The organism is Actinokineospora bangkokensis, assembly GCF_001940455.1.
In the GTDB taxonomy this organism is placed as follows: domain Bacteria; phylum Actinomycetota; class Actinomycetes; order Mycobacteriales; family Pseudonocardiaceae; genus Actinokineospora; species Actinokineospora bangkokensis.
Genome location: NZ_MKQR01000024.1, coordinates 1 through 14539, shown reverse-complemented (window position 1 = coordinate 14539; position 14539 = coordinate 1). Strand labels below are relative to the sequence as shown.

The 14539-nt window shown below is 72.9% G+C and carries 13 protein-coding genes; 8 read left to right on the top strand and 5 right to left on the bottom strand.

Going from position 1 to position 14539, the window contains the following annotated elements; genetic code table 11:
- Window positions 1-328: 328 nt before the first annotated feature.
- Entirely contained in the window at window positions 329-901 is a 573-nt protein-coding gene (locus BJP25_RS21875) for a cob(I)yrinic acid a,c-diamide adenosyltransferase (RefSeq protein WP_075976881.1), read from the bottom strand.
- A gap of 96 nt (window positions 902-997) precedes the next feature.
- Between BJP25_RS21875 and murA the strand changes: the two genes are divergently transcribed.
- Together murA and rph are read left to right on the top strand one after the other, a co-directional pair.
- On the top strand, window positions 998-2272 hold the full coding sequence (murA, locus tag BJP25_RS21870; protein WP_075976880.1) for a UDP-N-acetylglucosamine 1-carboxyvinyltransferase: 1275 nt from the start codon (window positions 998-1000) through the stop codon (window positions 2270-2272).
- Between the two features lie 147 nt (window positions 2273-2419).
- Window positions 2420-5026 (top strand): rifamycin-inactivating phosphotransferase, encoded by a 2607-nt coding sequence (gene rph, locus BJP25_RS21865; protein ID WP_075976879.1) that lies wholly within the window; start codon window positions 2420-2422, stop codon window positions 5024-5026.
- 56 nt (window positions 5027-5082) lie between these two features.
- On the opposite strand, the gene BJP25_RS21860 is transcribed toward rph, so the two are convergent.
- On the bottom strand, window positions 5083-6129 hold the full coding sequence (locus BJP25_RS21860; protein WP_075976878.1) for an aldo/keto reductase: 1047 nt from the start codon (window positions 6127-6129) through the stop codon (window positions 5083-5085).
- Window positions 6130-6319: 190 nt separating this feature from the next.
- Here BJP25_RS21860 and BJP25_RS21855 point away from each other — a divergent pair, with 190 nt between their 5' ends.
- Window positions 6320-7153 (top strand): helix-turn-helix domain-containing protein, encoded by an 834-nt coding sequence (locus BJP25_RS21855; protein ID WP_075976877.1) that lies wholly within the window; start codon window positions 6320-6322, stop codon window positions 7151-7153.
- 1 nt (window position 7154) lies between these two features.
- Here BJP25_RS21855 and BJP25_RS21850 read toward each other — a convergent pair whose 3' ends face one another.
- Both BJP25_RS21850 and BJP25_RS21845 read right to left on the bottom strand, forming a co-directional pair.
- A complete protein-coding gene (locus BJP25_RS21850) occupies window positions 7155-8375 on the bottom strand; it encodes an adenylate/guanylate cyclase domain-containing protein (protein ID WP_075976876.1) in 1221 nt (406 codons plus the stop codon).
- Window positions 8375-8830, bottom strand: coding sequence for a universal stress protein (locus BJP25_RS21845; protein ID WP_075976875.1), 456 nt, complete (start codon window positions 8828-8830; stop codon window positions 8375-8377). Before BJP25_RS21845 ends, BJP25_RS21850 begins: the two co-directional genes overlap by 1 nt.
- 136 nt (window positions 8831-8966) lie before the next feature.
- Here BJP25_RS21845 and BJP25_RS21840 point away from each other — a divergent pair, with 136 nt between their 5' ends.
- Window positions 8967-9392 (top strand): nucleoside deaminase, encoded by a 426-nt coding sequence (locus BJP25_RS21840; protein ID WP_075976882.1) that lies wholly within the window; start codon window positions 8967-8969, stop codon window positions 9390-9392.
- Between the two features lie 418 nt (window positions 9393-9810).
- On the opposite strand, the gene BJP25_RS21835 is transcribed toward BJP25_RS21840, so the two are convergent.
- Window positions 9811-10341 (bottom strand): NUDIX domain-containing protein, encoded by a 531-nt coding sequence (locus BJP25_RS21835; protein WP_198943579.1) that lies wholly within the window; start codon window positions 10339-10341, stop codon window positions 9811-9813.
- A 47-nt stretch (window positions 10342-10388) separates the two neighbouring features.
- On the opposite strand from BJP25_RS21835, the gene nucS reads away from it, so the two are divergent.
- The 4 genes from nucS (at window position 10389) to BJP25_RS21815 (ending at window position 14372) form a co-directional block, all read left to right on the top strand.
- Window positions 10389-11048 carry an endonuclease NucS gene (nucS, locus tag BJP25_RS21830; RefSeq protein WP_075976873.1) on the top strand — a complete coding sequence of 220 codons (660 nt, stop codon included), beginning with the start codon at window positions 10389-10391 and terminating at the stop codon, window positions 11046-11048.
- A gap of 267 nt (window positions 11049-11315) precedes the next feature.
- On the top strand, window positions 11316-13013 hold the full coding sequence (locus BJP25_RS21825; protein ID WP_075976872.1) for a sodium:solute symporter family protein: 1698 nt from the start codon (window positions 11316-11318) through the stop codon (window positions 13011-13013).
- Window positions 13010-13309, top strand: a complete 300-nt coding sequence (locus BJP25_RS21820) for a hypothetical protein (RefSeq protein ID WP_408607181.1) — start codon at window positions 13010-13012, stop codon at window positions 13307-13309. Before BJP25_RS21825 ends, BJP25_RS21820 begins: the two co-directional genes overlap by 4 nt.
- Before the next feature lie 58 nt (window positions 13310-13367).
- Entirely contained in the window at window positions 13368-14372 is a 1005-nt protein-coding gene (locus tag BJP25_RS21815; protein ID WP_158075704.1) for a DUF3558 domain-containing protein, read from the top strand.
- Window positions 14373-14539 lie beyond the last annotated feature (167 nt).

Below are 14539 nucleotides of genomic sequence, written 5' to 3'. Positions count from 1 at the left end.
AGCAGGGGCGTAGCCGGGCCGCCGGTTCCGTAGGTGGGCGCGCTGCTTTTGGTTTGCGCACAAGGCAACCACCGGCCAACCGGCGGCCCGGCTACGGGGGTGCTCGATGCGGTGGACTTGTTTGGGTGGGGAAGGCGATCATGAGCTACCCTGTCCGGGTTGAGCGGGGCTCTTTTGGCCCCAGCTTTTCCCGCTCTGTCAGCTCATGATCGCCGTAGGGGCCCCGCCCAAACAGGTCCACCGCATCGAGCCCGCCACCAAACGACCGGCGCTTTCCAACCCGCCGAAGCCGCAGGCGAGGCGAACCGCAGCAGCGAGCAGCAGCGGGTCAGCCCCCAGCGCCCGGCTTCCAGAGCACGTCACCGTCCGGGTTGGCCACCCGCCCCAGCACGAACAGCAGGTCGGACAACCGGTTCAGGTACTTGGCCGCCAGCGCGTTGGTGCGGTCGCCGTCCTCCTCGATCAGGGCCCAGGCGGAGCGCTCCGCGCGGCGGGTGACGGTGCGGGCGACGTGGAGGTGGGCGGCGGCGGGGGTGCCGCCGGGGAGGATGAAGGAGTTGAGCTTGGGGAGGCGGTCGTTGAAGGAGTCGATCCAGCCCTCCAAGCGGGTCACGTAGGGCTCGGTGACGCGCAGGGGCGGGTACGGGGGGTCGGGGACGACGGGGGCGCAGAGGTCGGCGCCGACGTCGAAGAGGTCGTTCTGGACGGTGCGCAGGACCTCGGCGATCTCGGCGGGGGGGTTGCCGACGGCGAGGACGACGCCGAGGGCCGAGTTGGCCTCGTCGACGTCGGCGTAGGCGGCCAGGCGCGCGGAGGTCTTGGGGACTCGGGTGCCGTCGCCCAGCGCGGTGGTGCCGTTGTCGCCGACCTTGGTGTACACGCGCGTGATGTGGACCGACATGGGGCCACCCTAGCCCGCCCGCGGGTGGCCACGGGCTGTGAGCGCCGCCTCCCCCCGCCCACCCGCGCCCGGCGGGTCGGGGGCATCATTGCCGACGTGACAGAGCACTTCCTGGTCCAGGGCGGGGCCCGGCTGGTCGGCGAGGTCGAGGTCGTGGGCGCGAAGAACAGCGTGCTCAAGCTCATGGCGGCCGCGCTGCTGGCCGAGGGCACCACGACGCTGACCAACTGCCCGGAGATCCTCGACGTCCCGCTGATGGCCGACGTGCTGCGCAGCCTGGGGTGCGCGGTGGAGCTGTCCGGGGACACCGCGGTGATCACCACCCCGGCCGAGCTCAACCACCGGGCCGACTCGGTGTCGATGGGCAAGCTGCGCGCGTCGGTGTGCGTGCTGGGCCCGCTGGTGGGCCGGTGCAAGCGGGCGGTGGTGGCGCTGCCGGGCGGCGACGCGATCGGGTCGCGGCCGCTGGACATGCACCAGAACGGGCTGCGCCAGCTCGGGGCGACCAGCGAGATCGAGCACGGGTGCGTGGTGGCCGAGGCCGAGGGCCTGCACGGCGCGCAGATCTGGCTGGACTTCCCCAGCGTGGGCGCCACCGAGAACATCCTCATGGCCGCGGTCCTCGCCGACGGCACCACGGTGATCGACAACGCCGCGCGGGAGCCGGAGATCGTCGACCTGTGCGTGATGCTCCAGCAGATGGGCGCGAAGGTGGAGGGCGCGGGCACCTCCACGCTCACCGTGCACGGCGTGCCCTCGCTGCGCCCCACCACCCACCGCGTCGTCGGGGACCGGATCGTCGGGGCCACCTGGGCCTTCGCCGCCGCCATGACCCGCGGCGACATCACCGTGCGCGGGGTCGACCCGCACCACCTCGACCTGGTGCTGGAGAAGCTGCGCACCGCGGGCGCCGAGGTCACCACCTTCGACGACGGGTTCCGCGTGGTGCAGCGCGACCGGCCCGGCGCGGTGGACTTCGTGACCCTGCCCTACCCGGGCTTCGCCACCGACCTGCAGCCGTTCGCCATCGCCCTCACCGCGGTCGCCGACGGCACGTCGATGATCACCGAGAACCTGTTCGAGGCGCGGTTCCGCTTCGTCGAGGAGATGGTGCGCCTGGGCGCCGACGCCCGCACCGACGGCCACCACGCCGTCGTGCGCGGTGTGCCCACGCTCTCCAGCGCCCCGGTGTGGGCCTCCGACATCCGCGCGGGGGTTGGCCTGGTGCTGGCGGGGCTGTGCGCGGACGGCACGACGGAGGTGTGGGACGTCTTCCACATCGACCGCGGCTACCCCATGTTCGTCGAGAACATGCAGCGCCTGGGGGCGGACGTGCGCCGGGTGGACGCCGAGCCCGAACGGGCGGTCTGAGGCCGAACACCCCCGGGAAACACGAATGGCAAGGAGCGCCGCTCCCTGCCATGTTCAACGTATAGCAGGTAGGGGGTCTTGCGGCAAGACCCCCGTTCTCCCCCAGAATCCCCAGCCGATCCATGAAGCGGACGGGGAATCAAGCGCATGCACAGCAAGCAGTCGGACAACCAGGTGCTCGACCTCCACGAGGTCGACCGGACCCGCGTCGCGGTGGTCGGGGGCAAGGCCGCGCACCTGGGGGAGCTGACGCGGGTCGAGGGCACCCAGGTGCCCGCCGGGTTCTGCGTCACCGTCGGGGCCTACCAGCGGGTGCTCGCGGGTGTGCCGTCCATCGGGGAGCTGGTGGACGACCTCGCGCGGGTCGACGCCGACGACCTGGCGGCGATCGCGGAGGTGAGCGCGCAGGTCAGGCGGGCCATCGAGGGCGCCCCGATCCCCGACGACCTGGCGGCGGCCATCACCCGCGCCCTCCGCGCGCTGGGCGACGACGTGCCCTGCGCCGTGCGGTCGAGCGCGACGGCCGAGGACCTGCCCGGGGCGTCGTTCGCGGGCCAGCAGGACACCTACCTCAACGTCGTGGGCCCCGAGGCCGTGCTGCGGCACGTCAGCCGGTGCTGGGCGTCGCTGTTCACCGAGCGGGCCGTGGCCTACCGGCTGCGCGCGGGCTTCGACCACCGCGCCGCCCACATGGCCGTCGTCGTGCAGCGGATGGTGTCCCCGCGCGCGTCGGGGGTGCTGTTCACCGCCGACCCCCTCACCTCCAACCGCAAGGTCGCCACCGTCGAGGCCGTCCTCGGCCTCGGTGAGGCGCTGGTGTCGGGGGTGGCCGCCGCCGACACCTACCAGGTGCGCGACGGCGCCGTCATCTCCCGCGCGATCGCCGCCAAGCAGCGGGCCACCGTCGCCGCGCCCGGCGGCGGCACGGCGGAGCGGCGCGTCGACCCGGCCGAGCGGGAGCGGCCCGCCCTCACCGACGAGCAGGTCGTGCGCCTGGTGGCGCTGGGCAGGCGGGTCGAGGCGCACTTCGGGCAGCCGCAGGACATCGAGTGGTGCCTGGCCGACGAGGGCTTCCACGTGGTGCAGAGCAGGCCGATCACCACCCTGTTCCCGGTGCCCGAGGCCGCCGACGGGGGCGACCACGTCTACGTCTCGGTCGGCCACCAGCAGATGATGACCGACGCGATGAAGCCGCTGGGCCTGTCGCTGTGGCAGCTCACCACCCCGCGCCCGATGGCGGAGGCGGGGTCGCGGCTGTTCGCCGACGCCACCGCCCTGCTGACCTCGCCCACCACCCGCGCGAGCTTCCTCGACGTCGTGGGCAAGTCCGACCCGCTGGCCAGGGACGCCCTGGAGACGGTCCTGGCGGGCGGCGCCCTGCCCACCCGGCCCGACGACGCCCCCGCCCAGCACATCCCCGGCGCCGCCCCCGCCACCGTCGAGACCGACCCGGCGATCGTCACCGACCTGATCGCGGCGAACGAGGCGTCGGTGGCCGCGCTGCGCGCGGAGATCGCCACCAGGTCGGGCGCGGGGGTCGTGGACTTCATCCTTGAGGACATGCAGGAGCTGCGGCGCGTGCTGTTCGAGCCGCTGAGCCTCCAGGTGATCACCGCGGGCATGCAGGCGTCGTGGTGGCTCAACGAGCAGCTGGGGGAGTGGCTGGGCGAGAAGAACCCCGCCGACGTGCTCACCCAGTCCGTCCCGCACAACGTCACCGCCGAGATGGGCCTGGCCCTGCTCGACGTGGCCGACGTGGTGCGCGGGCACCCCGAGGTCGTCGCGCACCTGGCGGCCACCACCGACGACGACTTCCTGGACCGGTTGCCCGCGCTGCCCGGCGGCGCCGAGTCGGCCGCCGCCATCCGCGCCTACCTGGACAAGTACGGGATGCGCTGCGTCGGGGAGATCGACATCACCCGACCCCGCTGGGGGGAGCGGCCCAGCACGCTGCTGCCGGTGCTGCTGTCCAACGTCCGCAACGCCGAGCCGGGCGCGGGCGCGCTGCGCTTCGAGCGCGGCAGGCAGGAGGCGCTGCGCAAGGAGCGGGACGTGCTGGAGCGCCTGCGCGCCCTGCCCGACGGCGAGCGCAAGGCCGAGGAGACCAAGCGGGTCATCGACCGCGTCCGCGCGTTCACCGGCTACCGCGAGTACCCCAAGTACGGGATGATCAGCCGCTACCACGAGTACCGGAAGGCCCTGCTGCGCGAGGCGGACCGGCTCGTGGCCGCGGGCGTGCTCGACGACCGCGAGGACGCCTACTACCTGCGGCTGTCGGAGCTGCACGAGGTCCTGCGCACCGAGCGGGTCGACCGGGACCTGGTCCGCGACCGCCGCGACGCCTTCCGCAGGCACGAGCCGCTGTCCCCGCCCCGCGTCATCACCTCCGCCGGGGAGACCGCCAACGGCTCCTACCGCCGCGACGGCCTGCCCCCCGGCGCCCTGGCCGGGCTCGCCGTCTCCGCGGGCGTCGCCGAGGGCCGGGCGCGGGTCGTGCTCGACACCGCCACCGCCGCGCTCGAACCCGGCGACATCCTGGTCACCGCGCACACCGACCCCAGCTGGTCGCCGCTGTTCCTCAGCGCGACCGCGCTGGTCACCGAGGTGGGCGGTCTGATGACCCACGGCGCTGTCGTCGCCCGCGAGTACGGCCTGCCCGCCGTCGTCGGCGTCGACCGCGCCACCCACCTCATCCGCGACGGCCAGCGCATCCGGGTCAACGCCACCGACGGCTACGTCGAACTGCTGTCCTGACCCTGCTGCCTTGACCCACCGGGGGCGGGCCCTGCCCAGGGCCCGCCCCCGGTGGGTCAGCGGCGCGGTTCGAGGGTGAGGTCACCCCGCATGACCGCGCGGATGTGGTCGCCCGCGAGCAGGTCGTGCGGGTAGCCCAGCTCGATCGCGCTGGCCCCGTCGAGCCGGGCCAGGTGGTCGGCGGTGAGGTCGACCTCCAGCGCGGCCAGGTTGCCCACCAGCTGCTCGGCGGTGCGCGCGCCGACGACGGGCGCGGTCACGGCCGGGTTGTGCAGCAGCCAGGCGAGCGCGACCTGGGCGGGGGTGCTGCCCAGCTCGCCCGCCACCTCCGCCACCACCGCGGCGATCCCGAGGTTGCGGTCGGTGACCAGGCCCAGCCCCGCGTTGAAGCTCGCCCGGGTGCTCTGCGCCTGCTCACCCGCGCGGCCGTACTTGCCGGAGAGCACGCCCCCCGCCAGCGGCGAGTACGGCGTCACGCCCAGGCCCAGCGCCCGCGCCATGGGGATCAGCTCGCGCTCGGCGGCGCGGTTGACCAGGTTGTACTCGACCTGGAGCCCCACCAGCGGCGTCCACCCGCGCAGGTCCGCGATCGCCTGCATCCGCGAGACCTCCCAGGCCGGGGCGTTGGACATCGCCGCGTAGAGCACCTTGCCCTGCCGCACCAGGTCGTCGAGGCCGCGCAGCACCTCCTCGACCGGGGTCACCCCGTCCCAGACGTGCAGGTGCAGCAGGTCCAGGTAGTCGGTGTCGAGCCGCCGCAGGCTCGACTCCACCGAGCCGACCAGGCTCTTGCGGTGGCTGCCCGCGGAGTTCGGGTCCCCGGGGGTGCGCAGGGTCGTGTACTTCGTCGAGAGCACCAGGCCCTCGCGCCTGCCGCGGGCGAACCGGCCCAGCAGCTGCTCGGAGCTGCCGCCCGCGTAGGTGTTCGCCGTGTCGAGGAAGTTCCCGCCGCGCTCGACGTAGGCGTCGAACAGCGCGCGGGCCCCCTCCTCGTCGGTGCCCCAGCCGGACCCGGTGCCGAACGTGGCCGTGCCGAGCGCCAGCGGGGACACCCGCAGCCCCGAGCGGCCCAGCAGCCGGTAGCTGTCCAGGGTGAGCGCCATCGTGTCCTCCTGCCGTGGTGTTCCTGCCGACGGCGAGCCTGCGCCGAGCGCGGGCGGGCGTTAAGGGAGGGCGCTTCCCGGGATCGCGCTTTCCGGGATGGCGCTGCCTGGGAGGGCGCTTCCCGGGATCGCGCTGCATGGGAGGGAGCAGCCTGGGAACAGCGGTACCAGGCGGGCCGTTGCCGTCGACATGACGACTTCCGCGGTGGACCCCACGCAGGAGCTGGCCGCGTTCCTGCGCACCCGGCGCGAACGCCTCGACCCCGCCGAGCTGGGCCTGCCCCCGCGCAGGCAGGCGCGCCGGACCCCCGGCCTGCGCCGCGAGGAGGTCGCCGAGCTGGCCGGGATCAGCGTCGACTACGTCGTGCGGCTGGAGCAGGCCCGCGGGCCGCGCCCGTCCGCCGAGGTGGCGGGCGCCTTGGCCGACGCCCTGCGGCTGGCCCCCGACGAGCGCGCCTACCTGTTCGGCCTGTCCGGGCAGCGACCCCCGGGCGCCGACCGGCCCGCCACCGACGCGGCCCCCGCGCTCGCCCGCCTGGTCGCGGACCTGTCACCCCTGCCCGCCGTGCTCATGAACCACCGCTACGACCTGCTGGCCTGGAACCCCGAGGCGTCGGCCCTGCTGTGCGACCTGGACGCGCTGCCCCCGCACGAGCGCAACGCCCTGTGGCTGTGCCTGCTGCACCCCCGGGTCCGCGAGTTCTACCCCGACCGCGAGCGCGTCGCCCGCGAGGCCGTCGCCCACCTGCGCGCCGCCTGGGCCGCCCACCCGCACGACCGCGCCCTGTCCGACCTCATCGCCCGGTTCACCGCGGGCCACGACGGGTTCGCCCGGCTGTGGGCGCGGCGGGACGTGCGGGTCGGCGCCCGCGGCACCAAGCTCATCCGCCACCCCGACCTCGGTGACCTGACCGTCGAGTTCGAGACCCTGCGCCCGGTGCAGGACCCCGACCAGCTGCTGGTGGTCCACCGCCCCGCCGACGCGCGCAGCCGGTCCGCGCTGGACCGGCTGCGCGCCCGGTGAGTCAGCGCCTGCGCTTCTTGCCGCGCTCGGGCTTGTCCCTGCCGGAGCGGGGCTTGCCGGAGCGGGAGCGGCGGGGCAGCGGGCTGTCGTCGGGTTCGAGCGCGATGGCGGGCGGCTCGTCGTCCTCGTAGCCGTCGGCGGCGTCGTCGGCGTCGAACTCGGACAGGCCGAGCAGGTCGGCGGCGCGCTGCTGCACGGACTCGACCAGGGAGGGCTGCGGGTCGCCCGCGCGGCGCAGGACCGAGTGCTTGAGCCTGCTGTAGCCGCGCACCGACACCGGGCGGCGGTGCCGGACGGAGAACTCCTCGCGCAGCTCGATGAGCACGTCACCGAGCGGGCGGTCGACCAGGACGGTGCCGGGGCGGGCCACCGAGGTGAGCCTGCTGGCGATGTTGACCGTCGAGCCGTAGACGTCCCCGAAGCGGCTGAGCACCCGCCCGTAGGCCAGGCCCGCGCGCAGCAGCGGCAGGGCGTCGTCGGCCGCGGCCCGCTCCAGCAGGGCCAGCGCGATGCGGGCGCCGTGCACCGGGTCGTCGGCGACGAAGAGCACCTCGTCGCCGAGCATCTTCACGATCCGGCCGTGGTTCTCCGCGACGACCTCGGCGGTCATCATGTCGAACCGGTCCACCACGTCGACCAGGGCCTCCTCGTCGGAGTGCCGGGTGAAGGTGGTGAACCCGACCATGTCGGCGAACCCGACCACCTGGCTGCGCGACTCCAGGTCCTCGGTGGCCGCCAGCGCCCGCCCCGCGTACGCGGCCAGGTGCCTGCGCCAGGCGAAGGACTGCATGCGCTCCAGGTTGGGCACCAGCTGCTCGACGAACCGGCCCAGCTGCCGCTCGTCGGCCAGCAGCTCCGGGTTGGCGGCCAGCACGTCGCGCAGCACGTGCACGTACCACTCCGCGAGCCGGGACAGGTGCTGGCCGAGCATGCGCGCGGTGGCGGTGGCCAGGTCGGGTTCGAGGATGCCCCGGTACATCAGCTCGTCGGTCATCCGCAGCGCCTCGACGTCGCTCTCGGTGAACACCACCGCGTCGTCGGGCACCGTGGCGAAGCCCAGCGCGCGCCAGAGCGACATCGCCCGCTCCAGCGGCACGCCCGCCTTCTCGCACACCTGCAACCGGGTGAACCGGCGGGGACCGCCCAGCAGCACGGCCTCGACCCGCCGCTGCACCGCCGCCGGGTCACCGTCCCCGGCGGCGGGGGTGAGGTCGTCGGCCATCAGCCGGTGGTGTGCACGATCAGGACGTCGACGGTGGACTTGCGCGCGGCCTCGGCGGGCACCGACCCGAGGATGCGGCCCGCGAGGGTGTTGAGCCCGCGGTTGCCGACGACGAGCAGGTCGGCGTTGTGGTCGTGCACCACCTTGGCCAGGGCGGGCACCGGGTCGCCGTCGACGACGACGGTCTCCACCTTGCCCGCGCCCGCGCGGTGCGCCCGCTCGGAGGCGGTGCGCACGGTCTCCTCGGCCGGGTTGAACCCGACCACCTGGTAGGCCACGTCCGAGCCGAGCTGGTCCTGGGCGCGCCCGAGGTCGCGCTCGTCGCGCGGCTGGTAGGCGCAGGCGATGACGAGCACGGCCCCGGTGTCGCCCGCGATCGCCGCGGCCCGGTCGACGGCCAGGTACGAGGAGTCGGAGCCGTCGGTGCCGACGACCACGGTCTGATAGGCGGCCATTGCCTGAACCTCCCGGGGTAGCTACTTGTCGGTAAACCTAACCAGCCCGGCCCCGCCGCAGTCCATCGGACGCGCCCAACACCACTGGGCGGAACCGCCCCGGTGGGCCACAATCGTCGGCGTGGACACCGCGGACATGCTCGCAGCGGCCGTGGCCGAGGCCCGGGAGGGCCTGGCCACCGGCGGCATCCCCATCGGCGCCGCCCTCTTCGGCCCCGACGGCACCCCCTGGGGCACCGGCCACAACCGCCGGGTCCAGGACGACGACCCGGCCACCCACGGCGAGACGGCCGCCTTCCGCAACGCGGGCAGGCGCCCCTCCTACGCGGGCACCACCATGGTCACCACCCTGTCCCCCTGCTGGTACTGCGCGGGCCTCATCCGCCAGTTCGCCATCCCGCACGTCGTCATCGGGGAGGCCCGCACCTTCCCCGGCGCCCACCACTGGCTCGCGGAGGCGGGCGTCACCATCACCCTCCTCGACGACCCCACCTGCGTCGAGATGATGGAGACCTTCATCCGCGACCACCCGACCCTCTGGAACGAGGACATCGGCGTCTGACCCCCGCCCTGTGGACAACCCCGTCCACCCCTCGGGAACTGTCACCCGTGGCCGGCAGAGTGGAATTCGGGGGTCCCCCGGGGCCTGTGGATGGACGCCGGCGGGTTGGCGGGAGGTGTGCTAGCCGCGGACGTGCCGCCTCCCGGGGAAGTGGGCGCGGGGGCAGCCCAGGGCCTAGACCCGCGGCTGCGCTGGTGGTGTCGCCCGGCCAGGGCCAGGCGGGCGGCGAGGGTGCTGCACCCGGCCCGGAACCACTCCACAAAGGATTCGGGGGCGGTCGGCGTCCTCCACGCAGGCCGTTTCCGTGCACCCGATGGGCTCGGACCCCGCCCACCGTGCCGAACTCTGTCCGAACGCGACGGTGAACCTCGCGTGCGCCGCGTCGGGCTGTACGTGACGACCAGGGGCGAGCGGGCCCCTACCGGGGGACACCCAGGAGGAACTGGGCGTAGGCCGCCAGTGACGGTGAGTCGGTGATCGTGCCGTTGCGCACCAGGTCCTCGAACTCCCGCCGGGTGAACCAGCCCGTGCGCATGTCCAGCTCGGTGACCTCCCGGTCCGGTTCGCCCTGGGTGAGCCCGGTGGCGACGAACACGCTGCACGTCTGGCTGCTCATGCCCGGCGCGATGGCCAGCTCGCCGATCTTGTCGACGCGCTCGGCGGTCAGCCCGGTCTCCTCCCGCAGCTCGGCGCGGGCCAGCTCGGTCGGCTCCACCACGGCCAGGTCGGGCGCCGTGCCCTGGACGAACTCCCAGCACCGGCGGCCCAGCGGGTAGCGGAACTGCTCGACCAGCAGCAGCCGCTCGCCCTCGATCGGGATGACCAGGGCGCAGTGCGGCTTGTCGACCACGCCGTAGATGCCCGGCGACCCGTCGGGCCTGCGGATGGCGTCCTCGCGGACGGTCATCCACGCGTTCGCGTAGACCTGCTTGGTGTCGAGTCGCTCCACGGGGGTGATCCTGCCCCGCCCCGGGCGGCGGGGCTAACCTGCCCCGTGTGCGCCTCGTGATCGCTCGCTGCCAAGTCGACTACGCCGGACGGCTCACCGCCCACCTGCCGATGGCCAACCGCCTGCTGCTGGTGAAGGCGGACGGCTCGGTGTCGGTGCACTCCGACGACCGCGCCTACAAGCCGCTGAACTGGATGACCCCGCCCTGCTGGCTCATCGAGGAGCCCGGGTACTGGACCGTGCAGAACAAGGCGGGCGAGAAGCTGGTCATCACCCTCGAGGAGATCCTGCACGACTCCAAGCACGAGCTGGGCGCCGAGCCCGGCCTGGTCAAGGACGGCGTCGAGGCGCACCTGCAGGAGCTGCTGGCCGAGCACATCACCACCCTCGGCGAGGGCTACACCCTGGTGCGCCGGGAGTACCCGACCGCGATCGGCCCGGTCGACATCCTCTGCAAGGACGCCACCGGCCGCTCGGTGGCCGTGGAGATCAAGCGCCGCGGCGACATCGACGGCGTCGAGCAGCTGACCCGCTACCTGGAGCTGCTCAACCGCGACCCGCTGCTGAGCCCGGTGGCGGGCGTGTTCGCCGCCCAGCTCATCCGCCCGCAGGCGAAGGTGCTGGCCGAGGACCGCGGCATCCGCTGCGTCACCCTCGACTACGACACCCTGCGCGGGATCGAGAGCGACGAGTTCCGGCTGTTCTGACCCCGCCGGGCGGGGTGGTCCGCGGCGCGACCGGGTGGTGCCCGCGCGGCGCTCATCTCGGCCTGGAGTGATCTTTGTCCGGTTCGTCCCCCGGCCCCGGCACCCGTTCGGACCTGCCCGGATGCGGTGGACTGGACCAGTTGGGGGCGTTGGGGCACACCGGCGCGCCATTCGGTGAAGGGTTGACCACTTCGCCGTGCGCCCGGCTGCCCCGCGGAGGATGCTGGGCGCGATCACACTGCCGTGCCGCAACGAATCGGGGCGAGAATGCACTACCTCGCGGACGGGGACCTGCGCCTGGACGCCGGTCCCGTCGACTACGCCCTGCTGGCCATCTACTTCGTCCTCGTCCTCGGCATCGGGGCGATGGCTCGCAGGTCGGTCTCCAGCAGCCTGGACTTCTTCCTCTCCGGGCGCTCGCTGCCCGCCTGGGTCACCGGGCTGGCGTTCATCTCCGCCAACCTGGGCGCGGTCGAGATCTTCGGCATGGTCGCCAACGGCGCCCAGTACGGCCTGCCGACCATGCACTACTACTGGATCGGCGCCATCCCGGCCATGGTCTTCCTCGGCCTGGTCATGATGCCGTTCTACTACGGCTCGAAGGTGCGCAGCGTCCCGGAGTTCCTGCTCCGCCGCTTCGGCCGCTTCGCCCACCTCACCAACGGCATCAGCTTCGCCGTGGCCCAGGTGCTCATCGCGGGCGTCAACCTGTTCGCCCTGGCGACCGTGGTGAACCTGCTGCTGGGCTGGCCGCTGTGGCTGTCCATCGTGGTCGCCTCGGTGATCGTGCTCGCCTACACCACCCTGGGCGGGCTGGCCGCGGCCGTCTACAACGAGGTCATGCAGTTCTTCGTCATCGTGGCGATGCTGCTGCCGCTGACCTTCGTCGGCCTGCACAAGGTCGGCGGCTGGCAGGGCCTGGTCGACAAGATCGCCCCCGAGGTCAAGGGCGGCGGCACGGTCTCCGACCAGCTCAGCTCCTGGCCCGCGACCAACCTCACCGGCATCGGCAACGCCACCCTCAGCGTGCTGGGCATCGTCTTCGGCCTCGGCTTCGTGCTCTCCTTCGGCTACTGGACGACCAACTTCGCCGAGGTGCAGCGCGCGATGTCGGCCAAGAGCATGTCCGCGGCCCGGCGCACCCCGCTCATCGGCGCCTACCCCAAGACGCTCATCGCGCTGATCATCATCATCCCCGGCATGATCGCCGCGGTGATCGTCCCCGAGCTGCAGGAGGTCAAGGCCGGGCGGGGCGACGGCAGCGTCACCTACAACGAGTCGATCCTGCTGCTCATCCGCGACCTGCTGCCCAACGGCATGCTCGGCATCGGCATCACCGGCCTGCTGGCGGCGTTCATGGCGGGCATGGCGGCGAACGTGTCGTCGTTCAACACCGTGTTCACCTACGACATCTGGCAGGCCTACGTCGTCAAGGACAAGCCGGACGAGTACTACCTGCGCGTCGGCAGGCTGGTGACGATCGCGGCGTGCGTGGTGGCGATCGGCACCGCGTTCATCGCCTCGTCCTTCGACAACATCATGGACTACCTGCAGACGCTGTTCGGGTTCTTCAACGCGCCGCTGTTCGCGACGTTCATCCTGGGCATGTTCTGGAAGCGGATGACCCCGCTCGCCGGTGGTCTCGGCCTGATCTTCGGCACCCTCTCGGCGGTCACCGTCGACGTGCTCAACCGGGTCGGGGTGCTCGACCTGGCCGGGCAGGGCGCCAGCTTCGTCGCGGCGAGCACCGCGTTCGTCGTCGACATCGCGCTCAGCGTCGCGGTGTCGCTGGTCACCAGGCCCAAGCCGGACGACGAGCTGCGCGGCCTGGTGTGGTCGCTGACCCCGCGCGACCAGCTGCGCCACGACGACACCGGCGAGAACGCGGGCTGGTACCGCAAGCCGGTCGTGCTCGGCGCGGGCGTGCTGGCCCTGACCCTCGTGCTCAACATCATCTTCTGGTGAGGCGGAACGACATGGCGGACGACGAGAAGGTCGAGCACGGGACCCGCACCGGCCTGTTCGACCTGCGGACCATCCTGGCGCTGCTGTTCGGCGTCTACGGCGTGATCCTCACGGTCATGGGCGTCGCCGCGACGTCCCAGGAGGACCTGGACAAGGCGGCGGGCATCAACATCAACCTGTGGGTGGGCATCGCGATGCTCGTCGCCTCGGCGCTGTTCGGCCTGTGGATCAAGCTGCGCCCGCTGGCGCTGCCCGGTCCGGCCGAGCCGGGCGAGGACGTCCCGACCAACCCCTGACCGGGTGATCCCCGGGTTCCCCGCACGGGTGGCGGCGCGGCCGACTACCGTCACCCGGGTGAGGGCATCCAGGCGGTGGTGGGCGGTGGCGGTCGCGGGCGGCCTCGTGGCGGTGCTGGCCGCGTGCGGCACCGACCTCGCCCGGTCGAGCGGCCCGCGCAGCACCGTCCCCGCCGCCGAGGGGCTGGCGGGCCCGGCCACCACCGGCACCCCCCAGCCCGGCGGCGGGGACGCCTTCAGCGCCGCCTCGCTGCGCCGGGTCAACCCGTGCGGCCTGCTCGACGAGGAGGTCCTGGCCCAGTTCGGCACCCCGGCGCGCAGCAGGCTGCGCGACTTCGGCCTGTGCTCGAACTACATGAAGGACCCCGCGGGCCGCGACCTCAACTTCACCCTCACCGTCGGCGACTCCAGCCTGGCCCGCAAGCCCGAGGGCTCGCTCAAGGTCGGCGGCCTGCCCACCGCCGAGTCCGAACTGGACGACAAGTCCGCCTGCTTCCTCACCGCCATCACCGAGACCAACCCCAGCCGCGGCATCACCATCCAGCTCGGCAGCGACACCCCCGGCGGCCTGTGCGACCCGGCCCGCAAGGTCCTGGAGTCCGCCGTCAACGAGGTCCGCGACGCCAAGCCCCCGCTGGAGGTCCAGAAGGGCTCCCTGGTCGACCTCGACCCCTGCACCACCCTCGACGACGCCACCATCACCACCGCCATCGGCGACGGCGCCACCAAGAACCCCACCAGCCTCCACACCTGCGCCTACAACAACCGCGGCGTCGCCCTCCGACTCGACTTCACCATCTCCAACGACCCCGACGACCTCGCCGAAGCCGCCGAGACCACCCCCGTCGACCTCGGCGGCATCCGCGCCCAGCAGAAGTCCGAGGTCCGCTCCTCCGCCCGCTGCGAACTCTCCTGGGCCCACGTCAAGTTCGAGGGCGCCGAGGGCACCTCCGAGGTCGTCAACCTCGACTTCACCCGCTACCAGCCCCAGGCCGGTGAAGACCCCTGCACCACCCTGCAGGCCGTGGCCAAGGCCCTCATCCCCAAGCTCCCCCAAACCTGATTCCCCTCAATTCCCCCCCGGCAACCCGAAGCCGCAGGCGAGCCCACTGGTCGGTAGAAGCCGTCGTTTGGCCAGCCCCACCCCCACCCCGCAAACCATGGTGCCCAGCCCCACCAACCCCCCGGCAACCCCGCCGAAGCTCAGCTGAGCAGAAGGTCATGGGCTTT